At 56.6% G+C, this 23,676-nt stretch carries 25 protein-coding genes; 12 read left to right on the top strand and 13 right to left on the bottom strand.

Annotation, left to right across the window (positions count from 1 at the left end; all coding sequences use genetic code 11):
• Positions 1-189: 189 nt before the first annotated feature.
• The 3 genes from E5201_RS03605 to E5201_RS03595 form a co-directional block, all read right to left on the bottom strand.
• Positions 190-897 carry a hypothetical protein gene (locus E5201_RS03605; RefSeq protein ID WP_140984660.1) on the bottom strand — a complete coding sequence of 236 codons (708 nt, stop codon included), beginning with the start codon at positions 895-897 and terminating at the stop codon, positions 190-192.
• 69 nt (positions 898-966) lie between these two features.
• Positions 967-1,488: a dihydrofolate reductase gene (locus E5201_RS03600; RefSeq protein WP_140984659.1), complete on the bottom strand. Its 522-nt coding sequence runs from the start codon at positions 1,486-1,488 to the stop codon at positions 967-969.
• A 2-nt stretch (positions 1,489-1,490) separates the two neighbouring features.
• Positions 1,491-2,297 (bottom strand): thymidylate synthase, encoded by an 807-nt coding sequence (locus tag E5201_RS03595; RefSeq protein WP_140984658.1) that lies wholly within the window; start codon positions 2,295-2,297, stop codon positions 1,491-1,493.
• 60 nt (positions 2,298-2,357) lie between these two features.
• Here E5201_RS03595 and ilvC point away from each other — a divergent pair, with 60 nt between their 5' ends.
• On the top strand, positions 2,358-3,374 hold the full coding sequence (gene ilvC / locus E5201_RS03590) for a ketol-acid reductoisomerase (RefSeq protein ID WP_140984657.1): 1,017 nt from the start codon (positions 2,358-2,360) through the stop codon (positions 3,372-3,374).
• Between the two features lie 97 nt (positions 3,375-3,471).
• Here the strand turns inward: ilvC and E5201_RS03585 are convergent, their stop codons facing one another.
• Positions 3,472-3,687, bottom strand: a complete 216-nt coding sequence (locus E5201_RS03585) for a hypothetical protein (protein ID WP_140984656.1) — start codon at positions 3,685-3,687, stop codon at positions 3,472-3,474.
• Positions 3,687-4,451, bottom strand: a complete 765-nt coding sequence (locus E5201_RS03580; protein WP_140984655.1) for a tRNA1(Val) (adenine(37)-N6)-methyltransferase — start codon at positions 4,449-4,451, stop codon at positions 3,687-3,689. Before E5201_RS03580 ends, E5201_RS03585 begins: the two co-directional genes overlap by 1 nt.
• A 136-nt stretch (positions 4,452-4,587) precedes the next feature.
• On the opposite strand from E5201_RS03580, the gene E5201_RS03575 reads away from it, so the two are divergent.
• Complete coding sequence (locus E5201_RS03575) at positions 4,588-5,598, top strand: polyprenyl synthetase family protein (RefSeq protein WP_140984663.1); 1,011 nt, start codon at positions 4,588-4,590, stop codon at positions 5,596-5,598.
• 64 nt (positions 5,599-5,662) lie between these two features.
• On the opposite strand, the gene E5201_RS03570 is transcribed toward E5201_RS03575, so the two are convergent.
• Complete coding sequence (locus E5201_RS03570) at positions 5,663-6,397, bottom strand: SDR family oxidoreductase (RefSeq protein WP_140984654.1); 735 nt, start codon at positions 6,395-6,397, stop codon at positions 5,663-5,665.
• Positions 6,398-6,409: 12 nt separating this feature from the next.
• Positions 6,410-6,550, bottom strand: coding sequence for a hypothetical protein (locus E5201_RS14760; protein ID WP_181404531.1), 141 nt, complete (start codon positions 6,548-6,550; stop codon positions 6,410-6,412).
• A 102-nt stretch (positions 6,551-6,652) separates the two neighbouring features.
• Here E5201_RS14760 and E5201_RS03565 point away from each other — a divergent pair, with 102 nt between their 5' ends.
• The 4 genes from E5201_RS03565 (at position 6,653) to pgsA (ending at position 10,658) form a co-directional block, all read left to right on the top strand.
• Positions 6,653-7,126 carry an NUDIX domain-containing protein gene (locus E5201_RS03565; RefSeq protein WP_140984662.1) on the top strand — a complete coding sequence of 158 codons (474 nt, stop codon included), beginning with the start codon at positions 6,653-6,655 and terminating at the stop codon, positions 7,124-7,126.
• Between the two features lie 36 nt (positions 7,127-7,162).
• A complete protein-coding gene (gene uvrC, locus E5201_RS03560; protein ID WP_425456559.1) occupies positions 7,163-9,061 on the top strand; it encodes an excinuclease ABC subunit UvrC in 1,899 nt (632 codons plus the stop codon).
• A gap of 264 nt (positions 9,062-9,325) precedes the next feature.
• Entirely contained in the window at positions 9,326-9,928 is a 603-nt protein-coding gene (locus E5201_RS03555) for an outer membrane protein (protein ID WP_140984652.1), read from the top strand.
• Positions 9,929-10,019: 91 nt separating this feature from the next.
• Complete coding sequence (pgsA, locus tag E5201_RS03550; RefSeq protein WP_246050379.1) at positions 10,020-10,658, top strand: CDP-diacylglycerol--glycerol-3-phosphate 3-phosphatidyltransferase; 639 nt, start codon at positions 10,020-10,022, stop codon at positions 10,656-10,658.
• Between the two features lie 79 nt (positions 10,659-10,737).
• Here pgsA and E5201_RS03545 read toward each other — a convergent pair whose 3' ends face one another.
• Genes E5201_RS03545 through E5201_RS03530 form a run of 4 tightly spaced genes read right to left on the bottom strand, consistent with a single transcriptional unit; the run spans position 10,738 to position 14,560 of the window.
• A complete protein-coding gene (locus E5201_RS03545) occupies positions 10,738-11,772 on the bottom strand; it encodes a sulfate/molybdate ABC transporter ATP-binding protein (RefSeq protein ID WP_140984651.1) in 1,035 nt (344 codons plus the stop codon).
• A 9-nt stretch (positions 11,773-11,781) separates the two neighbouring features.
• Positions 11,782-12,627: a sulfate ABC transporter permease subunit CysW gene (cysW, locus tag E5201_RS03540; protein WP_140984650.1), complete on the bottom strand. Its 846-nt coding sequence runs from the start codon at positions 12,625-12,627 to the stop codon at positions 11,782-11,784.
• Positions 12,624-13,511: a sulfate ABC transporter permease subunit CysT gene (gene cysT, locus E5201_RS03535; protein WP_140984649.1), complete on the bottom strand. Its 888-nt coding sequence runs from the start codon at positions 13,509-13,511 to the stop codon at positions 12,624-12,626. The genes cysW and cysT overlap by 4 nt, the downstream gene beginning before the upstream one ends.
• A gap of 20 nt (positions 13,512-13,531) precedes the next feature.
• Complete coding sequence (locus tag E5201_RS03530) at positions 13,532-14,560, bottom strand: sulfate ABC transporter substrate-binding protein (RefSeq protein ID WP_140984648.1); 1,029 nt, start codon at positions 14,558-14,560, stop codon at positions 13,532-13,534.
• Positions 14,561-14,812: 252 nt separating this feature from the next.
• Between E5201_RS03530 and metC the strand changes: the two genes are divergently transcribed.
• Positions 14,813-15,982, top strand: a complete 1,170-nt coding sequence (metC, locus tag E5201_RS03525; protein WP_140984647.1) for a cystathionine beta-lyase — start codon at positions 14,813-14,815, stop codon at positions 15,980-15,982.
• Positions 15,983-16,021: 39 nt separating this feature from the next.
• Here the strand turns inward: metC and E5201_RS03520 are convergent, their stop codons facing one another.
• The gene (locus E5201_RS03520; protein WP_140984646.1) at positions 16,022-17,020 is read right to left on the bottom strand and encodes an RcnB family protein; all 999 of its coding nucleotides are present in this window, start codon (positions 17,018-17,020) and stop codon (positions 16,022-16,024) included.
• Positions 17,021-17,498: 478 nt separating this feature from the next.
• Here E5201_RS03520 and E5201_RS03515 point away from each other — a divergent pair, with 478 nt between their 5' ends.
• A complete protein-coding gene (locus tag E5201_RS03515) occupies positions 17,499-17,771 on the top strand; it encodes a sel1 repeat family protein (RefSeq protein ID WP_140984645.1) in 273 nt (90 codons plus the stop codon).
• Between the two features lie 11 nt (positions 17,772-17,782).
• Here the strand turns inward: E5201_RS03515 and E5201_RS03510 are convergent, their stop codons facing one another.
• Complete coding sequence (locus E5201_RS03510; RefSeq protein ID WP_140984644.1) at positions 17,783-18,511, bottom strand: polysaccharide biosynthesis/export family protein; 729 nt, start codon at positions 18,509-18,511, stop codon at positions 17,783-17,785.
• A 221-nt stretch (positions 18,512-18,732) separates the two neighbouring features.
• On the opposite strand from E5201_RS03510, the gene E5201_RS03505 reads away from it, so the two are divergent.
• The 4 genes from E5201_RS03505 (at position 18,733) to E5201_RS03490 (ending at position 23,205) form a co-directional block, all read left to right on the top strand.
• On the top strand, positions 18,733-20,196 hold the full coding sequence (locus E5201_RS03505; RefSeq protein WP_140984643.1) for a GumC family protein: 1,464 nt from the start codon (positions 18,733-18,735) through the stop codon (positions 20,194-20,196).
• A gap of 16 nt (positions 20,197-20,212) precedes the next feature.
• On the top strand, positions 20,213-20,920 hold the full coding sequence (locus E5201_RS03500) for a P-loop NTPase family protein (RefSeq protein WP_140984642.1): 708 nt from the start codon (positions 20,213-20,215) through the stop codon (positions 20,918-20,920).
• A gap of 156 nt (positions 20,921-21,076) precedes the next feature.
• Complete coding sequence (locus E5201_RS03495; protein WP_140984641.1) at positions 21,077-22,381, top strand: O-antigen ligase family protein; 1,305 nt, start codon at positions 21,077-21,079, stop codon at positions 22,379-22,381.
• Between the two features lie 8 nt (positions 22,382-22,389).
• On the top strand, positions 22,390-23,205 hold the full coding sequence (locus E5201_RS03490) for an RNA methyltransferase (RefSeq protein ID WP_140984640.1): 816 nt from the start codon (positions 22,390-22,392) through the stop codon (positions 23,203-23,205).
• Positions 23,206-23,676 lie beyond the last annotated feature (471 nt).

Raw genomic sequence — 23,676 nt, 5'->3', positions numbered from 1 at the left:
TCTTGGGAAAATAAGGCTGAAGCCGGGCCATCTGCTCGTCCGTCAGCCAATAAAGGTCACTCATAATCCACACTCCTCAGGAGCATGAATCAGATCACTACAACAAAATCAATGGGTCCTGAGCCTACCTAACGATAGGGTTTTGTGTCGCGATTGTGTTGCTAATGTGCCGTTTCGGCAAGAAAGGAATCAGTCCTTCTTGCCCCACCCGAGACGCGACATAAGTCCACGACGCCAGTTCTTGTCTTCGGCCTCGGTATCGCTGTTTGCAGCAGGGGTATCGGCGGGCGCGACAGAGGCCGGTTTAGCTGTCATAACATCCAGCGTCGTACGTTCGGTCGCGGGCTTAAGCGTTTCCGCAATAATCTTTGCCTCGGCCTCGGTCTGCATTTCTTTAAACAGCTCCGGACGTCCCGAAAGCGCGATAGCGGCGCGCTCACAATCACCGGGCAAGGACCAGTTCATATAGGCCCCGATGGCCATATCCTTATCGGCCAGCCGCGCGCCTTCCCAGCCATCAAAGCCTTTCTGACGGGCGGCTTCGGCGGTCTGGTGGCCTTTTTCAGTTTTACCTTCTTCCGAAAGCGTCAGAGCGGCTTCGTATGACCTGAGATAGGAGCGGCCAATGGCCCGCATCATATCGCTGGCCGGCTCGACATCAACCAGACGCTCGGCCAAGTCCATATGCCCCGACAATATGCCGTGACACCAGGCGACGCGATGAAAATCATCCGCCGGCGCATCGGCCAGCATAGGTGTGTCGATCATCTGCTGCCTGAGGCCGGTCACATTGGTGGCCACCGGCGCATCATCGTTTTGGGCCTGTGCAGGCAGGGCCAGAAAGGGAACCGCCAGAAAGGCAACAGACGGCAGGATGAGTCGGGCAGTGGCAAACATAGGGGGCTCAGCAGTAAATAATATGAACGCAGATCATACAGCCAAATAAGGCAAAAAGGCGATTATTCCTTATGGCTTTTTACGGTCATAGATTTTCAGCGTGAAATCATGATCATCGCCTTCGCCTCTGGTTAGAAACTCAGAGCGCGTTTCCTGCCAGATTTCGGGATCAATGGGCGGAAAGAAGGTGTCACCTTCAACGTTTGCATGCACCTGCGTGACATAGAGGCGATCGGCCTTGGGCAGGGTCTGCTCATAGACCTTCGCCCCGCCGATGATCATGATCTCATCGGCCCCGTCATCCATGGCATGTTCACGGGCAATGCTTAAGGCTTCAAACAGGGTCTCGCAGACCACACCGCCCTCGGCCTCGAATTTCAAATCCCGCGACAAAACCAGATTAAGCCGGCCCGGCAAGGGTTTGCGCGGCAGGCTGTCCCAGGTGTTCGACCCCATAATGACCGGCTTGAACTGGGTGGTGGCCTTGAAGTTTTTCAGATCAGAACGCAGGTGCCAGGGCAGACCGTTGTCACGGCCAATGACATGGTTGTCGCTCATGGCGACGATGAGGCTCAGGCGGGGAGAGGCCATGACTATACCGCCACCGGCGCTTTTAACGCCCCGTGCGACTGATAGTTTTCAATGGCAAAATCGGCATAGTCAAAACCGAACAGGTCGCTTTTGGGTGCGATATTAAGCTTGGGGAATGCAAACGGATCGCGCGTCAGCTGAATTTCCGCCTGCTCCAGATGGTTGAGATAGAGGTGCACGTCGCCGAAGCTATGGACGAAATCCCCGACCTCAAGACCTGCGGCCTGTGCCACCATGTGCGTCAGCAACGCATAGGAAGCGATATTGAACGGAACACCTAAGAATATATCGGCCGAGCGCTGATAAAGCTGACACGACAGCTTGCCATCCGCGACAAAGAACTGAAACAGACAATGACACGGCGGAAGCGCCATGTCCTCAATTTCCGACGGGTTCCATGCGGAAATAATATGGCGGCGCGAATAGGGATTGGTCTTCAGATTTTCAATAAGCTGCGCCATCTGGTCGATCTGACGCCCATCAGGTGCGGCCCATGAGCGCCACTGCTTGCCATAGACGGGGCCAAGATCACCGTTCTCATCGGCCCATTCGTCCCAGATGCTGACCTTATGGTCATGCAGGTATTTGACGTTGGTATCGCCGCGCAGGAACCACAAAAGCTCAACGGCGATGGATTTGAAATGCACCTTCTTGGTTGTCAGCAGCGGGAAACCCTGTGACAGATCAAAGCGAATCTGACGTCCGAACAGCCCGCGCGTGCCGGTGCCGGTGCGGTCACTGCGCTCGACCCCTTTGTCCATGATATCGCGCAGAAGGTCGAGATACTGATATTCGGGGTGTCGGGACATGGAGCGGTACTTTATACGGAAAGACGATTCTGGAAGTCACTATAGTCAGGAGCGTCGCCCGTGTCATTGCCTGTGTCATCGCCATTGCCCGTTTATTATGATCGTGACTGCGATTTGAGCATTATCCGGCAAAAGCGGGTTCTGGTCATCGGCTATGGCTCGCAGGGCCGCACGCAGGCGCTCAATGCCCGTGATTCCGGCGTGAGCGATATTCGCGTGGCTTTAAAACCGGAGTCAGCGACGCGTCCAAAGGCTGAGGCCGATGGCTTTCAGGTCGTGACCGTGGCCGAAGGTGTCGTATGGGCTGAGGTTATTGTCGTCCTGACTTCGGATGAGGCGCATCAGGCCTTATTCGCTCATGAAATTTCCCCACACATCAAGGCGGGGCAGGCGCTGATCTTTGCCCACGGTCTGTCGGTCAATTTCGGGCTGGTGACGCCGCCGTCAGATGTCGATGTGCTGCTGGTATCGCCCAAGGGAATCGGCCCGCGCATCCGCGACATCTATGAGGCCGGAGAAGGCGTCTTCTGCCTGTTTGCGGTTCATCAGGACGCGACCGGTCAGGCGAAATCTATCGGCCTCTCGTTCGCGGCGGCGCTGGGTTGCGGACGCAAGGGGATACTGGAAACCAGCATGAAGGCCGAATGCGAATCCGATCTGTTCGGTGAGCAGGTGGTCTTGTGTGGTGGCACGCGGGAATTGGTGACTACGGCTTTTGATACGCTGGTCGATGCCGGTTACCCGCCGGAAGTGGCGTGGTTTGAAACCTGTTATGAGCTTAAGCTGGTGGTCGATCTGTTGTGGGAGCGTGGCATGGCCGGGGGCTTTGGGAAAATTTCCAACACGGCCGAATATGGCGCCTATCTGACCGGCCCGCGTATTATTGGTGACGCCTCAAAAGCCGCTATGCAGGACGTACTTAAGGACGTGCAGTCCGGTGATTTCGTTAAGACGCTGATGACGGATTATGATGCCGGAAGCCCTGATCTTCTGGCCCGTCGCACCGCCCGCGCACAGGATGCGGTCGATCAGACCAAAGCGCATCTTGATGCGGTGGCGGCTAAGGCCCAAAACTAACAGGGGTATAACATTGGACATACTTCCCCAGCTTGCTGGGGAAGGTGGATTTGTCGCCGACAGGCGGCAAAGACGGATGGGGGGGGGCTTGCTTTTACTAACGCTTTGGCAATCGCCCGCCGCTTTTCAGACAGGCATCAAGTGTGGCATAAGGCGTAAAATGTTTCGTTTGCGCGTAATAGGTCGTGCCGCGCGCATGGCAGATGCCGGAATTTGACTTTTTGACCGGCGGACTGTCATTGGCTGCCACCGGTGAGGTTGCAAACAGGGCAAAGGCCAGACCCAATCCGATCAGTATCTGCTTTGAATGCATTACCACCCCAAGTCCGCCTCACCCCTGAGGATCGCCTCGACTTCTGGCGTATGTTTCCTCTCCCCCTGATCATGCAGGATCAATGCCGGAAGTAGGCGCAGAGGCGCTTTACCCAGACGCTTGGCGCGCACCAGAACCCGCTTGGCGTCCTTATCGGCAAAGGGTTGGATCGGACGGATAACGAATGATCCGCATTTCGTAAGACCGCCCAATATATCGCCCAACCGGTCGGCGCGATGAATGAACAGAATGTCTCCGCCGTCCTTTACGGCGGCCTGTGCAAAGTCCAGCCAGACCCCAAGTCCGTCATCGGCAATCCACGCCGGACGTTTCAACTCATGCGGTGCCCGCAACAAGGTGGGATCATCGAAATAGGGCGGGTTCGACATCACCAGATCAAACCGCTCAAGTCCGAACGCCTTGAACCCCGCTCCAATATCGCCATTGAGCGCCTGATCCTCACGCTCATTCACGACGATATTTTCCTGCGTTAGCCGAAAGGTCGCTGTATCGCGTTCGATGCCGGTAAGCCTGACCTGCGGTGCGCGCGCCGCCAGTGACAGCATGGCCCCGCCGACACCGCAGCCTAATTCAAGCCCTTTCAAAGGCTTGTTGCCAACAATTGACGCAGCGCCTGCCGCCAGCAGTGCGCCATCCATGCCGATGCGATAGCCTTTCAACGGTTGACGCAAACGCACGCGCCCGTTCAGCAGGGTGGTTTCCAGTATGTCTGGCTTATCTGTGACTTTATCCGTTTTGGGCATAGGCTCTGGCGTGGCTTTAATGTCGGCATATAGCACAAAAGTCTTAACGCAGGCATGGACTAAGGCCGTCAAGCGGTTTAATGCAGGACAGGCTTTTTAGGGACTGCCGGAGTTTCGCGTTTTGAATCTGGTCGATATGGAAAAAACACGCACTGATCGCGTGATCAAAAGCGGGGATGTCAATGCCCTGTTTGCGTTGGGTGACGCCGATATGGCTGACGTCAACGCCCTGATCCGTGACCGTATGCAAAGTGACGTTGCCGTGATTCCGGCACTGGCCGATCATCTGATTGCCGCCGGTGGCAAGCGTCTGCGCCCGCTTCTGTGCGTGGCGGCAGCGCGTCTGTGTGAGACGACCAATGACAATCACCATAAACTGGCCGCAGCCGTAGAGTTTATCCATACGGCGACGCTCCTGCATGATGATGTGGTCGATTCAAGCCAACTGCGCCGTGGCAAGGTGGCGGCTCACCTGATATGGGGCGCGCCCTCATCGGTTCTGGTCGGTGACTACCTGTTTGCCCGCGCGTTTGAACTTATGGTCGATACCGATTCGATCGAGGCTTTGGGGATTTTGTCGCGGGCGTCGGGCGTGATTGCCGAAGGTGAAGTGCTGCAACTGACGCGCGCCTATGACGCCGCCCTGCCCGAAAGCGTCTATATCGAGATCATTTCCGCCAAGACCGCCGCCCTGTTTGCGGCAGCGTCCGAAAGCGGCGCGGTCGGCGCAAAGGCTTCCCGTGCTCAGCAGGCGGCGCTTAAAACCTATGGCCATGCGCTGGGGCTGGCCTTCCAGATTCAGGACGATGTGCTTGATTACGGCAGCACCGCCGAGGCGCTTGGCAAAAACGCCGGGGATGATTTTGCCGAAGGTAAGGCGACCCTGCCGTTGATCTTAGGGATTGCCGCCACGGGTGACACCGAGGCCGCCTTCTGGGAACGCACCATCGGTAAGCGCACGCAGGCCGAAGGTGATTTTGAACGCGCCCGCCAGCTTATCATCGATTCGGGGGCTATGGCGCAGGCGGTGGAAAAGGCAAAAGCCTATGCCTCTGAGGCCAAAAGCGCCCTGTCGATTTTCCCCGACAGCGACTGGAAAACCGCCCTTGAGGCGCTGGCCGACTACAGCGTGTCGCGCACAAAATAAACGTCTGGAAGGGTTGTTGCCGTCTGCCTCGGGGCAAACGGGTGCAGGGCCTGAGGCCCTGCCTCTAGCTCAGATGCTGGCCGGAATCGACGCAGATCATCTGACCGGTAACAGCGCGCGCCTCTATCAGATAAGCCACAGCCGCCGCAATGTCTTCGGGCGTCACTGGCTTTTGCAGCAGAGTTGAGGCCGCTTCCGCTTCGAATTCCTCAGGTGTCTGATGAATGGACGGCAGGGTCGGACCGGGGCCGACGGCATTGACGCGTACCCTGGGCGCGAGGCCTTGCGCCAGTGTCCGCGTGGCGTACCACAGGCCGGCCTTGGACAATCCATAGGAAAAGAAGGGCGGGGAAGGGTTCAGCACCCTTTGATCGATCAGGTTGATGATGCTGGCATTGTCCGGCAGGTCTGCCTGTCCGGCAAAGGCCTGAGACAGAAGCACCGGTGCCAGAAGATTGGTGTTCATATGGGTCTGCCAGGCCCCGACCTCAATCGAGCCGGGGCGGTCATCGTGAAACACCGATGCATTATTGACCAGAACCTGCAAAGGTCCCAGCGCCTTAACGGCGGCTGGAACCAGCCGCGCAATACTGTCGGGCTGGCTGAGGTCAGCCTGAAGCGGCACAGCCCTGACATTCAGGCTTTCAAGTTCGCCACACAGGCGTAAGGCCGCCTCTTCGGAGGCACCGAAGTGCACGCCTATATCATACCCCTGTTGTGCCAGCCTGAAGGCCACCGCCCGTCCGATACGTTTGGCGGCACCGGTAACCAGAGCGGCTTTTGCGGGCGAGACGGCCAAATCAGGTCAGGCCTAGTCGATACGACCGAAATCGATGAAATTCAGGGCCGCGACAGCAGCGATAAAACCGAACATAATGGCGATGGCCAGCATGGATGTACTCCGTATCAGGTATTGTTTCCCGTGCTTAAACGCCTTGGCGACGGAACTCAAGAGGTCCTGGCATGGTAACGGCAGCGAGGTGCTTATAAAATGGCTGTGATCACGGCCGTGATACCCTTGTACAAAACCATAAGTCATATCAATATTGACTATATGGATGACTGGAAGCGCCTTGTAGAACCCTATGCCCGCCCGTTGTTTTTTGCCCATTCGCGCATGACGCGGGGCAAGACACTGGGGGTGCGCGGCATGGTGATTGAAGATAACCGGCGCGTCCTTCTGATCGAACACACCTATCTTGATGGCTGGTGGCTTCCGGGCGGTGGTGTCGATGCCCTTGAGACAACAGGCGACGCCGTGGTGCGTGAGCTACGCGAAGAGGGCGGTATTATCGCGCTTGAGGCCCCCAAGCTCCTGTCCATCCACTCTAATGAACGCTTTTTCCCCGGCGATCATGTCCTGTTGTACCGCATAGACCAGTTTGAGCGCACGGCCCTGACCTCACACGCAGAAATCAAAAATGCTGAATTCTTTGATTTTGATAAGCTGCCCCTGAATATCAATCAGGGATCTCTGCGCCGCATAGAAGAGGTGTTACACGGTTATCCCGCTGATCCGATGTGGTAAGACGGCGTACTGGTTGCGATCCGCCAAAGTTTCGCTATATGTTCTCCTATTGTGACTGACATCCTTCCCCCCTTACCTGACGCTGAAGAAATCCTGACCGGTGCCGCACTGATCCTGCGTGAGGCACGGCTGGCCGAGGACAAGCCCGGCGTCTATCGCATGATCGGCGAAAATGACGAGGTGCTCTATGTCGGGAAGGCGAAATCCTTAAAACGCCGCATCCTGCAATATGCACAGGGCCGCGTTCACTCCAACCGTATTGCGCGCATGGTCTATCTGACGCGGTCGATGACCATTGTCAGGACGCAGACCGAAGGTGAGGCGCTACTGCTGGAAGCCCGCCTCATCAAGGCGCTGAAGCCGCGTTACAACGTCCTGCTGCGTGATGATAAATCCTTTGCCGAGATACTGGTGCGCAAGGATCACGAAGCGCCGCAGATCACCAAGCATCGCGGGGCGCATTCTATAACCGGCGACTATTACGGGCCGTTTGCCTCGACGGGCGCGGTTAACCGGACGCTGGATACCCTGCAAAAGGCGTTTCTCCTTCGAACCTGCACCGATAATATCTACGCCAGCCGGACAAGGCCGTGCATGTTGCATCAGATCAAGCGCTGCTCGGCGCCCTGTACCGGTGAGATCAGCCTTGAGGCCTATAATGATCTGGCGGCTCAGGCGCAGGCCTTCCTCAAGGGCAAAAGCCGTGTCGTTGTCGCTGACCTGTCGGCGCAGATGATGAAGGCGTCGGATGAGATGAATTTTGAGAAGGCCGCGCAGTTACGTGACCGCGTGCGGGCACTCAATCATGTGGCCATGTCTGCCTCTATTGGTCTGGGGGAAGAGGAAGCCGATGTCTTTGCCGTGGTGCACGAAGGCGGCGCGGCCTGTGTTCAGAGCGTGTTCTACCGTGCCGGTCAGAACTGGGGCGACCGCGCCTATTTCCCGCGCGTCGATAGTGAGGATGATGAAGGCATTATCCTTGATGCCTTTCTGGGGCAGTTCTATCAGGACAAGCCCGTCCCGAAACTTATACTTTTGTCGCATCCCCTGACCGAGCCGGAACTGATGATGGAAGCCTTAAGCCTCAAGGCCGGACGCAAGGTCGAGATTCATTGCCCGAAACGCGGCGAAAAAGCCGATGTTGTAGCCCATGCCCTGAATAATGCCCGTTCGGCGCTCGGGCGGCGCATGGCGGAAAATTCGGCGCAGGTCAGGCTGCTTGACGGGGTCGCCGAAGTCTTTGGCCTTGAGGCCCCGCCGCAGCGCATCGAAGTCTATGATAACTCGCATCTGGGGGGCACGCACGCCGTCGGCGGCATGATCGTTGCCGGCCCCGAAGGCTTCATGAAGGGGCAGTACCGCAAATTCACCATCCGCGATCTCGATACGGTGGCCGGTGACGACTATGCCATGATGCGCGAAGTGTTTCGTCGTCGTTTCATGCGCCTGAAAAACCGTGCCGAAGGTGCCCCTGAGGACGAAGGCTTTGGTCGGCCGGATCTGGTTCTGGTCGATGGCGGGCAGGGGCAGCTTGATGCCGTTTTGGGGGTCATGACCGAACTGGGCATGACCGACATTAATATTGTTGGCGTTGCCAAGGGCCCTGACCGTGACGCGGGCATGGAACGCTTTTTCATGCCGGGTCGCACACCGTTCATGATGGAGCCGAAATCACCCGTACTCTATTACTTACAAAGATTACGTGATGAAGCTCACCGCTATGCCATTGGGGCCAACCGGCAAAAGCGCGCGGCGGCCCTGACGAAAAACCCGCTTGATGACATTGACGGCATTGGGGCCCGCCGTAAACGCGCCCTGCTTCAGGCCTTCGGTTCCGGCCGCGAAGTCGGTGCCGCCCGCGTTGAGGACCTGCAAAAGATCGACGGCATTTCCGCCGCGCTGGCGCAAAAAATCTACGATCACTTCCACGGATAGGCCGTGCGGTGCGCCAGTTTTTTGATGCGCTAACGCTCCGCTTTTTGAGCGCTGGCGCAGAAAATCTATGATCACTTCCACGATTAGACGCGCATCCCCCTCTCCCTTGAGGGAGAGGGTTGGGGTGAGGGTGAAAGCCACACATAAAGACCTGTGACCTTCAGGCTACAGAACTGATATAGCTATGGAATAGCCCCCTCAGCCACATCGAAACCTTATGCCCAAGCGTATCTCCTTGAATATAACCAAAAAGGAGACCGTAACATGAAGACCTTCACCCTTGTAACCGCTTCGACCCTTGCCCTTATGCTGCCCGCCGTTGCTTCGGCCCAGAACTGGTCAGGCCCCTATGTCGGTGCTCAGGTCGGCCAGAACCGTACCGAGCTGGAGCTACGCTATGATGACGGCGTAACGGACGAACGCACGTCTGACGATTTCGATAATACCGCCTATGGCGCCTTTGCCGGTGTCAATGCCCAGAACGGAAACTGGGTCATGGGTGCCGAAATTGACCTCAACTATAATGACGCCAATGACCGCTACACCGTCCTAGGCGAACCGCTTGAAGTCGGTATCGACTATTCCGGTTCCGTGCGTGGGCGCGTGGGCTACAGCTTCGGTAATGCGCTCGTCTATGGGGCGCTGGGTGTCGCCGGAACCCGGGCCTATATTGAATATGATGGCGAAAAGGAAACTGAAACCCTTGCGGGCGTCACCGGTGCCGTTGGTATGGACTACGCCTTCGGTGAGAACCTGTTTGGCCGTGCTGAATACCGCTACACCGATTTCGGTGATACCAAGGACGGCAATGCCCGTGCAGACCTGACGCAGCAGTCGGTGTTCCTCGGCTTAGGCTACCGCTTCTAATACTAAACGGGGATCGGTGAGCGCTTTTAAACGCGGGTTCAACAGGCTTGAGCTTTCGCGCGTTACATGCCAGACAAGGCCATACTGAAATATGAGCGTGACCATGACCGGCGAAAAAGCAAACCCGATCCCCAATCTTATTACCGGCCTGCGTCTTGTGGCCGGTATGGTGATGTTCCTGCTGCTGGCCACGGTCGCAGGCGGTGTCTATTTCGTCAGTCCGATGACCAGCGATACGGACACGCTCAACAGCCTGACCCGACTGGCGTTTTATGCCTTTGTCATCGCGGCGATTACCGACTTCTTTGACGGTTATCTGGCGCGCAAGATGAAGGCGGAAACGAGCTGGGGTGCCATTCTCGATCCCATCGCCGACAAAATTCTGGTCTGCGGTACGATTTTAGGCCTGTTCAGCCTTGGGCCGCAGCCTGAAATTGCCCTGCCTGCGGCAATTATACTGTTCCGTGAATTTGCCGTCAGTGCCCTGCGTGAAGCGGCGGCTGGTAAGAATTTCAAAATCCCCGTCAGTCTGCTGGCCAAATGGAAGACCACCTTTCAGCTGGTGGCGCTTGGGGCGCAGCTTCTGGTGCAAAGCTGGTCAGCCTTTAACCTCGATGTTAGCTACCTGACGGCGTTTAACGCCATTGCTTTCTGGCTGATGTGGGCGGCGGCCCTGATCACCCTGTGGACGGGCATCGCCTATTTCCGCGCGGCACGTAAATCGCTTTAATCGCGTTCAATTCTAAAATAAAAACACCGGTCAGAGACAATCTGGCCGGTGTTTTTTTATTTTGAATTTCAAGCCCTGCCTAAAAGGCATAGACCTTGGTCGGGCGGATATAGACCGTATCGCGCACCTTAAGGTCAGCGGCATTTGAATCATGCGCCTGATGCACTTCATAGAGCGTGCCGTCAGCCCCCTTGAGTTCAAGCCTCAGGCTGGGGCCAGCGGGAAGGACAGAAACCAGTTTCGCCTTAAAGCCTGCTCCTTCAGTCGCCAGTTGTGTATCGAACGGACGGAAGCGGGTGGTCTTTTGGCCATTTAGGGGCGTGGCACTGATGACCGGCACGCTGAAGCCGTCAAAATGCGCGGTATCGCCATCCACCCGCGCCGGAGCCGGATTGGAAGACCCAAGGAAATCGAATACGAACTCGGTCTGTGGGCGGTGATAGAGTTCCACCGGCTTGCCGATCTGCTCGATCTGGCCGCTTTTTAACACGACCACGCGGTCAGCCAGATCAAGGGCTTCTTCCTGATCGTGGGTCACGAAGATGGTAGTGACGCCGGTTTCATCATGAATCTGACGCAGCCAGCGGCGCAGATCCTTGCGCACCAGCGCATCGAGCGCTCCGAAGGGTTCATCCAGCAACAGGATGCGCGGATTGATCGCCAGAGCACGGGCCAGAGCCACGCGCTGTCTTTGGCCGCCCGAAAGCTGTGACGGATAGCGATGGCCGAAATCTTCAAGCTGAATAAGCTTAAGCAGGCGCTCTACCGTGGCCTTGATCTCGGATTTGCTCGGGCGCTCCTTTGACGGACGCACTGTCAGGCCGAAGGCAATGTTCTGGGCCACGCTCATGTGACGGAAAAGGGCGTAGGACTGGAAGACCATGCCGATGCGACGATCACGCGGATTGAGCGCCAGATAGTCGATGCCATCAAACTGGACTGTACCCGTATTGGGCTGATCAAGACCTGCCAGAAGGCGCAGCAGGGTTGTCTTGCCGGACCCCGAAGGCCCGAGCAGGGCCAGAAACTCCCCCGGTTCTGCCTGAAAACTGACGTCGGTCAGGGCCGGAAAATGGTCAAAGGTCTTGGTAATATTGCTGACGATCAGGGACATAGAGTTTCTCTAGTGCTTGCGGTGGGCGGCCAGCTCACCAGCGAAGCGCCATTCCAGAAAGGTTTTCAGTATAAGGGTGATAATAGCAAGGCCCGCCAGAAGGGTCGCTGCGGCAAAGGCACCTACGCTGTCATATTCATTATATAGCACTTCGATGTGCAACGGCAGGGTATTGGTCAGGCCACGAATATGGCCGGACACCACACTGACCGCACCGAATTCGCCCATGGCCCGCGCCGTACATAACAATACGCCATAGGTTAAGGCCCATTTGATATTGGGCAGGGTGACACGGAAAAACAGTGACCAGCCATTGGCCCCCAGCGTGACGGCAGCGACTTCTTCGTCGGTGCCCTGATCCTGCATCAGCGGGATAAGTTCACGCGCCACGAACGGCAGGGTAACCAGAATAGTGGCGATCACCAGTCCGGGCAGGGCGAAAATGATCTGGATGCCGGCATCCTGTAAGACCGCGCCGAACCAGCCATGCGCACCGAACAACAGCACCCAGACCAGACCGGAAATAACCGGCGAGATCGTGAAGGGCAGGTCAAGGATCGACAAAAGCAAGCCCTTGCCACTGAATTCAAAGCGCGTAATCGCCCAGGCCGCGGCAATACCAAACACGGCATTGAGCGGTACGGCAATCGCCGCCACCAGCAGGGTCAACTTGACGGCGCTTATTGCATCGGGATGGGCCAGTGACGTCAGATAAGGCGCTACACCTCTGGCAAAGGCTTCAAACAGCACATTGGCCAGTGGGAGGATAATCACCAGTACCATCCACGCGATGACAAACAGTGTCAGGCCAATGGCGGCAGGGGTTTTAGGGAAGCGGGCGGCTTTGGCGCTCATTTCTGCCCTCGTTTGCTAAGAATGAGCTGGGCGGCATTGAGGACGATCAGCACAAGGAAGGACAGACTCAGCAGGGTCAGGGCCACGGTGGCGGCACCGGCATAGTCAAATTCCTCAAGCTTAATGACAATCAGCAATGGCGTAATTTCGGACAGGAACGGCATGTTACCGGCGATGAATATTACTGAGCCATATTCGCCCACGGCACGGGCAAAGGCCAGCGAAAAACCGGTGAGAAGCGCCGGTGCCAGAGCCGGTAAAATCACGCGAAACGCCGTTTGCAGCGGGGACGCCCCAAGCGTTGTGGCGGCTTCTTCGACCTCGGCATCAAATTCGGCCAGAACCGGCTGAACCGAGCGGACAATAAACGGCAGGCCGACAAAGACCAATGCCACGAAAATCCCCAGCGGCGTATAGGATACCCTGATCCCAAGAGGCTCAAGCAGGCTGCCGATCCAGCCATTGGTGGCGTACATGGTGCACAGGCTGATGCCGGCCACGGCGGTCGGCAAGGCAAACGGCAGGTCAACCAGCGCATCCAAAATCCGCTTGCCCGGAAACTCATAACGCGTCAGCACCCACGCCACCGCCAGACCGGTGAACAGGTTGGCTATGGCGGCGGCAAAGGAAATGCCGAAGGTCACTTTCAGCGACGCCAGCACCCGCTCATCGGTGACGGTATTGATGACCGCCTCAAGGCCATGCTCCCACGGACGTGCAATCAGCGCGGCCAGAGGAATGAGCACAATAAGCGACAGGTAGGTGATGGTCAGGCCAAGCGACAGCTTAAAGCCCGGCAGGACGCGCGTATTATGCGTCACCTTCGGCGGTTTAAAACCTTCGGGCACGACATGTGTAGCGGGTGTGGACGCAGGAGGTGACATGAATACCGGATAGCAGAAATTTAGCGGTGCAGGCGCAACTGAAGCTGATCGAAGGCGGCATTGGCGGCAAAATGCGCCTCATGCGCTTTCTTCCAGCCACCGAAGTCGGCGTCTATAGTCAGTTGTTCAATATCCGGGAACTTTTCGGTGAACTGAGCGGCCGCCTGCGGATCAGACGGACGGAAATGATATTCGGCCACCAGTTTCTGGGCACGGGCGCTGAACAGGCCCTCAAGATAGGCCTTGGCCAGAGCGGCCGTCCCCTTGCGCTCTACGGTCTTATCGACCACGGCGACCGGCGGCTCGGCACGAATGGAAAGCGACGGGTAAACGATCTCGAACGGCGCATCCTTTGTGGTCGCCAGTGCCATCAGGGCTTCGTTTTCCCACGCCAGAAGCACATCGCCCTGACCGCGCTGAACGAAGGTTGTGGTCGCCCCGCGTGCACCGGTATCGAGCACCGGCACATTACGGAACAGGGCCTCAAGATAGGCTATGGCCTTGGCTTCGTCGCCTCCATTGGCTTTGAGGGCGTAGCCGTAAGCCGCCAGATAGTTCCAGCGGGCACCGCCGGAGGTTTTTGGATTGGGTGTAATGACAGCCACGCCGGGCTTTACCAGATCGCTCCAGTCGCGAATGCTTTTGGGGTTACCCTTGCGCACCAGAAACACGATAACCGAATGATAGGGGGTGGAATTATAAGGCAGGCGCGTCGCCCAGTCTTTGGCAATCAAACCGCGTTCGGCAATCGAATCAATGTCGTGCGCCAGCGCTAGAGACACAATGTCCGCCGCCAGACCTTCGATGACCGCCGTAGCCTGCTTGCCCGAACCGCCGTGGCTCTGGTTAACTGTAATGGCCTCAGTCTGATCAGCAGTAAACAGCGCGTTATAGGCGACGTAAAATTCACGCGTCGGATCATAGGAGACGTTCAAAAGGCTGGTGCCGTCGTTTCTCTGACCGCAACCGCTTAAGGATGTGCCCAAGGCCGTTGTGCCGAGCGCGGCGGCTCCGGCGAGTATCCAGCGGCGGGAAATATGTGTCGTCATGAACGCCTGTGCCTCGGTTATATCGATTTAGCCGTAAATAAGTAGGAATTTAAGTCCGGCGCAATATGTCATTTTACCTCATAAGCCAATTGCAAGCCAAAGGTCATGCGACGATTTTTAGCCCTTACCATTAGCATGGCTAAAGCAATCAGCAATGACAAAGCGCTTGCCAAAGGCAGGAATTGCGGGTTGAAAAAAGCGACGCCTATATTGTTCCTCTGATTATGTTTTAACCGGATTATACCTGAAATCATGCGTGAAACCACCCGTCTGACCAGCGCCACCCTCAATAAGCCCCGCAGCCGTCGTGCCGTGAACGTGCCGGTGGAGCGCGGCTCTACGGTATTGTTCGAAAGTGCCGAGGCGCTTTATGATGATGACATCAAGCCGACCTATGGCACGGATGGGTTGGGTACGCAGGCGGAACTGTGCCGCATGATTGCTGATCTTGAAGGGGCGCAGGAGGCGTTTGTCCTGCCCACAGGGCTGGCGGCGCTGACCCTGCCTATCTTTGCGGTCCTTAAGGCGGGGGATCATGTGCTGGCGGTCAATTCCGCCTATGCGCCGGTCAGGCGTTTCTTTAATACGCAGCTTAAGCGTTTTGGCATTGAGGTCACCTGGTATCCGGCGTCCCTTAATGCCGATGACGTTCTGGCACTGGCCAAAGACAACACACGCCTGATCTATCTCGAAAGTCCGGGGTCCCTGACCTTTGATATTCAGGATGTGCCGTCTATCGCCCGTGCCGCGAAAGCGCGGGGTATACTGACCCTGTGTGACAATACCTATGGCGCGGGCGTCTTGTTTAAACCGCTTGCGCATGGCGTCGATATGTCGATGCAGGCCCTGACCAAATATGTCGGCGGCCATTCCGATGTGCTGATCGGCTCGGTCAGCGTCAGCGATCCGGCTCTGGGCAAGGCAATCTATGAGGCCATCAAGGCATGGGGCTTTTTCACCTCGGCGGACGAATCCTATCTGGCTATTCGGGGCCTGCGCACCCTGCATCTGCGCCTCAGGCAATCGGGCGACAGCGGCCTTAAGGTGGCCCGCTGGCTCGAAAGCCGCCCCGAAGTATTAAGGGTCGTGCATCCGGGCCTTGAAAGCCATCCGGGGCATACGCAGTTTGCCAAGGATTTCACCGGATCAAACGGCCTGTTTCTGGTGGTATTGAAAGGGGAGGGCGAAAAGAACTCTCAGGCCTTCCTTGAGCAATTGCAACTGTTCGGTATGGGCTTCAGCTGGGGCGGCTTTGAAAGTCTGGCCATTAACTGTGAGCCGCAGTTCCTAAGCCGTAACAAGATTACCCCCGAAGATCATGCCCCCCTCGAAGGCGCTTATGTGCGCCTCTATATCGGCCTCGAAGACCCCGACGACCTGATTGCCGACCTGACGCAGGCACTTGAGACAATAGGTAAATAAAGAAAACGCCCCGAAGGTGACTTCGGGGCGCCGTCTTTTTTAGAATACGTCGTAGAAGATATCTATAATCAGGCCGGTTGCGGTCTGAACCAGAACGATGTCGTTGCCGACAAAATAGTATTCAGATCCAAAAGGCCGCGACGGCAGGTTATAGAAGTAAGGGTCGGCCACGCGATAGCTGTAGAAATAGCGTGGCAGGTAATCCCCGTAGTCATAACGGTAGCCGTAATATTCCGTCGGTACGCGATAATAACCATAACGCGGTGCGAAATAGAAGCCTACACGAATGCCCGAATAGGACCGGAAGTCGTGATGGTTCCGGTAGTTATAGTTATGGCGTGAGTGCCAGTTGACGCGATCGGGGCGGCTATAGTGGCGGTGATCCGGCCGGTTGGGGCGGTAATCCGGCCGGTTTGGCCGATTATTATTACCCCAGCGGTCATGATCGTGTCTGTCACGGTCGCGTCTGTCATAATCGCGCCGGTCATTATCGCGCCTGTTGTTGTCCCAACGGTTGTCGTTACGGTCGGGGCGATTCTGGCCGCGATTGTCGTTACGATCAGGGCGTTGACCCGGACGGGTGTCCGGACGATTGTCGGGCCGGTTATTTTGCCACTGGTTGCGGTCACGATTATCATTACCGCGATCCGGTCTTTGGCCCTGAGGCCTGTCGGGTCGGTTATCCGGTCGGCTATCTGGGCGCGTATTGGGCCGGTTCTGGGAATTCCAGTCAGGTCGCCCGCTATCAGGGCGGCCTGCATTTGGACGTCCCGAATCTGGCCGTCCTCTATCGGGTCGCCCACTATCCGGACGGCTTGGGCGGTCCTGAGTTTGCGGACGTTGGGGGCGGTCCTGCGATTGAGGTCTGCTCGGCTGGGGGCGGTTCTGCTGCGGTCTTTGCTGGGCTTGCTGGCGTTCATTGCGTTCACGCACAGCCTGTTCAGCGAACTGAAGATTGCCCGCCTGCACGGAGTTCGCCATAAGACCCAGTCCCATAATCAGAGCCAGAGCCGTAGCGGAAACAGGGCGCAATGTCATTTTTGCCTCGCTTTAATGCCCTGTGGAAAAGTCGGAGACCTTTCACGGGGCGGGGAACGGAATTTTTTCCGATTGCGCCGATTATGCAGGCGTCAGTCTGAACTGAAGCTGAATGGATCGGTCAGGAATAGCTCACCTGAAATCGACGACCGGATGAATGTACCCGCTTTTGGTGGCATGTAAATATTGCAGGAAACCTTGTTTGTTATGATAATTATTTAAATACTTAACAAGATTTCAGTGGGTATTTAAATAATGTATTTCAATATTAATAAAATATTTCCAGTTTAAACTAAATAATTAAGGCAAATTAAACAATTATGTACAATTTGGTAAATGTAATAATTAACATTAACTTGATATTTACATAAAAAATTCATTGTAAACATCCCCGTTAACTTTAATTTCACTTGGTGGTGTGAAATTTGGATATCGAAACAACGGGGGCCGCGTAAAATGCGCGGTGACAGACATGCTGATGAACGAAGTATCCCTGCCTCTGCCGACACCGGAAATGAGCGCAGACGACCTGATGAAGCTTGGGGTTATGTATTCGACCGGTCAGAACGGTGCGCCGGTTGACCTGATCTCGGCCCACATGATGTTTAATCTGGCGGCCATGCGCGGTTCGCTTGAGGCGACACATTGCCGTCGCGAGCTGTCACGTGAAATGGAACGCGAAGATGTCGCCGAAGCGCAACGCGCCGCGCGTCAGTGGATTGATCAGGGACGTGTCGGTCTGGCGGCCTAAAGACGGGCGGCCTAAAACACCCGATAGGTCAGATAGTTCATGATCCCGCTCGGGATCACGCTATTGATATGCTGATCGACCCATAAGGCCACATTGGCGATATTTGACCGTGGCACGTACACTATGTCGTAACGCCGTAAGGCGACCATCGGCCCGCCGCGCCCTTTGAGCTGGCTCTCAAGGTCAATGAACCGGCGCATGATCTGGCCATCAATGCTGCGACGGATCAGGACAACCTCTTCCGGCTTGGCGCTGGGGGTAAAGCCACCGGCCGCGAGCACCGCCGACAAGGCGTCGAAAACGCCCGGAGCCTCGACCCAGCCGGGTGCGCGGACCTCTCCGCCGACCAGTACCCGCGTATTTGACGTTTCCGCCGGAAACAACTGCGCCTCAGGATGGCGCAGGTGCGGGCGATAAAGTTCCGTAATTTCCGCGGTTAACTCTGGCACGCTCTTATAGGCGGCCATGACCTGCCCGATCAGCGGCAGGCTTATGCGGCCATCCTGACCGACGATCACCGGACGATTAAGCTCCGGTGCCGAAGGGACCTGCACCTCAAGCCGATCATTGGGAAAGAACAGATAGAACGGGTCTTCGTCCCGCCACTGTGAGAAGGTGATGTTCGGTGCCGTCACGGGGGCTTGCGCCGATGACCCGTTACGTGACGAGGCGCATCCGGTGCTTACAGACAGGCCCGCGCCCCCAATAGTCAGCAATAAATGTCGGCGGGAAAATCGCATCGCGTCAGATTACCTGTAAACCGTCCGGAGGCCTACTCAGCGCCAGACTCAAAAAAGTGGATAAATTAACCATCATTCATAAATGGTAAGCGAAAGTTAACGACCCCTGTCCAAATTACATTCGCATTAAGGTTAATCAGCGCGAATCGCTGAAGGAATATGGCTGGTCAGTGCAGGACGAATCCCTGCAAAACGGCTTTCTGATAATACACACGGTGCGGATGAACGCAGTTACGCAAAAACAGACGGTGTTTGTGCAGTATGGCCTTGGGGGCATACTGCGTTTGCTGTTGCGTGAAATCTGGCTGATGCTTGCGGTATTTGCCGTGATTTTCGGCATTGGTCTGGCGGTCGCCCTGTCGATGGGCAAAAGCTACACCGCCGGAGCCAGCCTCCTGATGCAGCTGGGGCAGGACTATGTCTATGTGCCCCTGGCCGGTGACGCTGCCCGTGGAGCCATAGCGACCATTGACGAAGTGGTTCAGTCCGAAGTCGAAATCCTCAACTCCACCGAACTGAAATACCGTGTCATCGATAAGCTTGGCTACCATGTCATTCTGCCGGATGATTACGCACCCAACTGGGTGCCGCGTAATGATGCCGACAAGGAAGCGGCCCTGACGGCGGCCCTTAAGGAACTGCGTGGCGGCTTCAGCAGCCAGACCGCGCCTCAGAATAATATTGTGCGCCTGACCTATAAGCACAAGAATCCGCAGTCGGCGGCCCTGATCCTCAACACCCTGATCGACATCTATCAGAAATATCGCCTTGAGGTGTTTTCAGATACGACCGCGCCTCTGTTGCAGCAGCAGAAGGACGCCTTCGATCGCCGCCTGCGTGAAGCCGACAAATCCTATGAGGATTTTTTGCTACGTAATGACGTCGGGGATTTTCAGGCGGCCAAACAGACCTATGCCAATCTCTATAGCTCCCTGACGACCGAACTGTACCAGATCGATGCCCAGCTGGCGCAGGCCTCGGCGCGTCTCGGCGCGGTCAGCCGCCGCCTTGGGCAACTGGCACCGGAAATGAGCATAGAGCGTAATCTCGACCTGAGTGTCCCGACGCGTCTCCTTAATCTGCGTCAGCAGCGGCAGGAGTTGCTGGCGCGTTATACGCCCGAATCGGCGCCTGTGCGTGCCGTTGATGACCAGATACGTGAGCTTGAGGCCATGATGGCTTCGGGGCGGGCGATTGGTGAAAAAGAACATCGCATTGGGGTCAATCCGGCGCACCAGCAGTTATTTACCGAGAAGCTGCAACTTGAGTCGGAAGTGGCCGCGCTCAATGGCCGCAAAGCGCAGATACAGGCACAGGCCGAACAGGTGACCCATAAGATGCACAGTCTGGTTGGTATTGAGGCCGAATTCAACAGCCTGAATACAGAGCGCGCGGCCCTGCAAACCAATCTGTCCACCTTCACGGCACGGATTCAGGAAAGCGAAGCCTCTCAGCAGATCGCCGAAGGGGCCAGCGACACGGTACGCGTGGTCAACCGTGCCCGTCCGCCCGATAAGCCCAAATCCCTGCGTAAGCCCATCGCCATTTTGTCTTTCCTGTTTGCCGGTTTTACAGCGCTTTGTGCCGGGCTGTTGCGGGTGTTCCTGCATAAGGGGTTTGTCGATGCGGAAATGGCTTCTCAGACCCTTGACCTACCGCTTCTGGCTCAGGCCAGAGCCAAATAGGGGGCGGGGCACAGATATGGTTGATCTGACAAAGGAAATGGCTGACCTGATGTCGGCTCTGGGGCGACCTCAGGGCGCACAGGGTCGCACACTGATGTTTGTCTCGGCCTATGATGGCGAAGGCGTATCGACGGTAGCGCGCGAATATGCGCGTTGTGAAGCGGCTTTCAGCAAGCGTCCAGTATGGCTGGTCGATGCCGATGTGCGCCGTCAGGGACAACTGGACACCATATTAACCGAAGAAGCGCGCTTTGGCCCGCCGGGCCCGGTGTCTCGGGCCACACCTGACGGATCGGTATTTTTTACTCTGACGCCGAAATCACGGTCAGAGCAGGCGCAATCCGACGCGCACCTCCTTATCGCCCGCCCGTTCCTCGATAAGCGTCTGTGGGTGACGCGTCTGCGCGATGACAAGATAGAGCAGGGCCAGCGCGTCAAACTGATCGCGGAAACCCCATACTGGCAGGTGCTCAAGCAGCACGCACAAACCGTTATTATCGATGTCGCGGCCTTTGAGCGCGCGGATCATGCGGTGCATCTGGCGGCTCAGGTCGATGGCATTGTCATGGTCGTCGCCGAAGGGCAGGGCGATATCAATTCACGCGTCGCATTGAAAACAGCGCTGGAACAAGCGGGCGGGCGGATACTGGGGCTGGTCTATAACCGTGCCCGCGCGACTATTGGCTCCCCAAGGCGTCCCCTGCGCAAGGCCCCCCATGCCTGAGAGACGATTTGAAAAGATCGCTTTTTGGCCTGCAAAGGCGCCTCTTCTGCGCTTCCGGTGCTCATGCACCCATGTACACTGCGCTTCGGTTCTCGAAGACACGTCTTTTCGACTCAGACTCCAACCTTTTGAAACCGTCTCTAAGGCCACCTGAGCATGGTCGGTCGGTTCATAAGCGATTTCCGGCAGGATTGGCAGGGGCAATGGCTGTCTCTGGCTCTGGCGGTGCTGATTATGCTCACCTTTTCGCAAGGCTGGGTGTCGCCGCTGTTTGGTTATTCTACCGAACAGTCGCCTATGGCCGGCGCGGTGATCCGCAACATCTATTATCCTATCTATCTCTGCGCCTTTGTTCTGATCGTCTTTTGCTACCGGCGTCTGTTCTCGGCTGTAATCCGAACGCCGCTGCTGCTCATACTGGTTGGCCTGTGTGCCCTGTCGGCCCTGTGGTCGATCGACCCGTCAACCACTGTCCGCCGTACCGTGGCCCTGTCGATGACGGTGCTCGCCGGTTATGCCATTGCCGCACGGTTTTCATGGACGCGGCTGATTGAGGTTGTGGCCATCGCCCACCTGATACTGATTGTCGGCTCTTTGTTCATGGCGCTTGCCCTGCCCGACAAGGGGCGCATGACCTCCCTGTTTATCGGGGCCTGGCGCGGCGTTTTCTCCGAAAAGAACAATCTGGGCGCGGTCATGAGTTCCGCCTTTATCATCTGTATGGCGGCCGGATTGCATGTGCCCAAACGTCGGTTATTCTGGTTCGCGGCGGCGGCCGTCGCGGTGGGGCTTGTGGTGATGTCGACCTCCAAGACCTCACTCGTCACCCTGATGCTGGGTGCAGGCGCGCTTGGGTTTATCTGGCTGGCGCGTAAGGGACCGGTGATCGGCATTGTTCTGGTGTGGCTGGCGGTCACTACGCTGATTGTCGGCGGCAGCGTCATGATCATGATGCCAGACGAAATGCTCGGGCTTCTGGGCAAGGACGCCAGCCTGACGGGTCGCACTCATATCTGGGCGGGCATAGACTATGTCATGCAGACGCGACCGTGGACAGGCTATGGCTTTGGTGCGGTCTGGACGCTTGAAGGCGAATGGACGCCTCTGGCGCGCATTAGCGATGTTGCCGGTTTCCGCGCCTATCACGCCCATTCCTGCTGGTATGAGGTGTGGCTGGCGCTCGGCAATTCGGGCCTGATTGTCTGGGCGCTGTTGTTTGCCAGCTTCTGGTTTCTGGCCCTTTATCGCACCTGGCGCGGCGATGGCGGGTATCTGGCCTTACCGTTTATCACCATCTACAGCCTGATGAGCGTCACCGAAAGCATCGCCTTAAGCTGGAATCACCTGCGCTGGTGTATATTTGTCATCATTTTCGTCAAGATCTGCCTGCCTAAAGACGCCCCCGAAGATGTATCGCAACAGAAGCCGGCAGTTGATGTAAGGCAGCGCTTATATATATAAGCGCGGGCATGAAAGAAAATCGTCCCGCTCCGCCGATTGATCGGCCCGACCTTACCTTACCCTGTGTCATTCTTGACCGCCCGCAGATGGCTGAGAACATCGGCGCAGTCGCCCGCGTCATGGGCAATTTTGGCTTGCGCGACCTGCGCATTGTCAATCCGCGCGACGGCTGGCCACAGGAACGAGCATGGGCAAATGCCTCTGGCGCACATTGGCCGCTCGATAATGCCGCCATATATGACACGGTGGCCGACGCGATCGCTGATCTCAATGCGGTCTATGCGACAACCGCCCGCCCGCGTGAAACCCAGTTGCCGGTTTTGACCCCGCGTCAGACGGCAGATCAGGTTTACATAGAGGCGGGGGAGGGGATTCGTACCGGTCTTTTGTTCGGAGCTGAACGCGCGGGCCTCGAAACCAACGATATTGCGTTGTGCCACGGCATAGTGACGATCCCCGTCGATCCGTACTTCCAGTCTCTCAACCTGTCTCAGGCGGTAAACATCGTTCTCTATGAATGGCGACTGAAGGTCATGGATGCGCCCAAGGCGGCCTTTTCAAAGAATCTTGACGGTCCCGCCGACCTGCAAAAGCTGCATGGCCTTTATGAGCACCTTGAGGACGAACTGGAAAAAGCCGGTTTCTTCTTTCCGCCGGAAAAGAAGGAATCGATGCAGCGGAACCTGCGGGTCACGCTCAACCGTGCCCAGATGACCGAACAGGAAGTTCGTACATGGCGTGGTGTAGTGACGGCCTTAACCAAGGGTAGGGGGCGGGTTTTAGCCAAGATCGCCCAATTAAAGGCTCAATCTGAGGATAAGTAAGGGAAATGCCCGCACCTCTGTGGGTAAGCTGCAAAAAATGCTGCGATGCGGTTGACTCTCTGATCCCCGCTCTGTAGTTAGCGCCTCCCGACGTTGAAACGGGCTTCGAAATTGAGTTTAACGGTTCTTACTTGTTGAATATCAATGACTTGCCAAAATAGACATCGGGTGTCAGTTCTTAAATTTTTGTAAATTTTTGGGTTGACATGGCGGTGCGGGAACATTAGTTACGCTCCTCCACACCGAGGGTTAAACGGTTGTTTGTTTCCCGGTGGTTCGGCTTTTTAGCTTTAAGAGTTTTCGCTGAAAACTTTTTAAAAATAAAAGGTTGACACGAAAATTTAAGCGGTTATATACGCCGCTCCTTCTGACAGCTTAGGATAAGTTGTTCGCCGGGTCGGCTAGGCTGGTCTGGTTGTTTGGGTCTTTGACATTGTGAGATTGGAAAGGGAAACGCAGGCGGCGGTAGTC

The organism is Asticcacaulis tiandongensis, from assembly GCF_006475605.1.
Taxonomy (GTDB): Bacteria; Pseudomonadota; Alphaproteobacteria; order Caulobacterales; family Caulobacteraceae; genus Asticcacaulis; species Asticcacaulis tiandongensis.
This window is presented reverse-complemented; position numbering and strand designations above follow the sequence as displayed.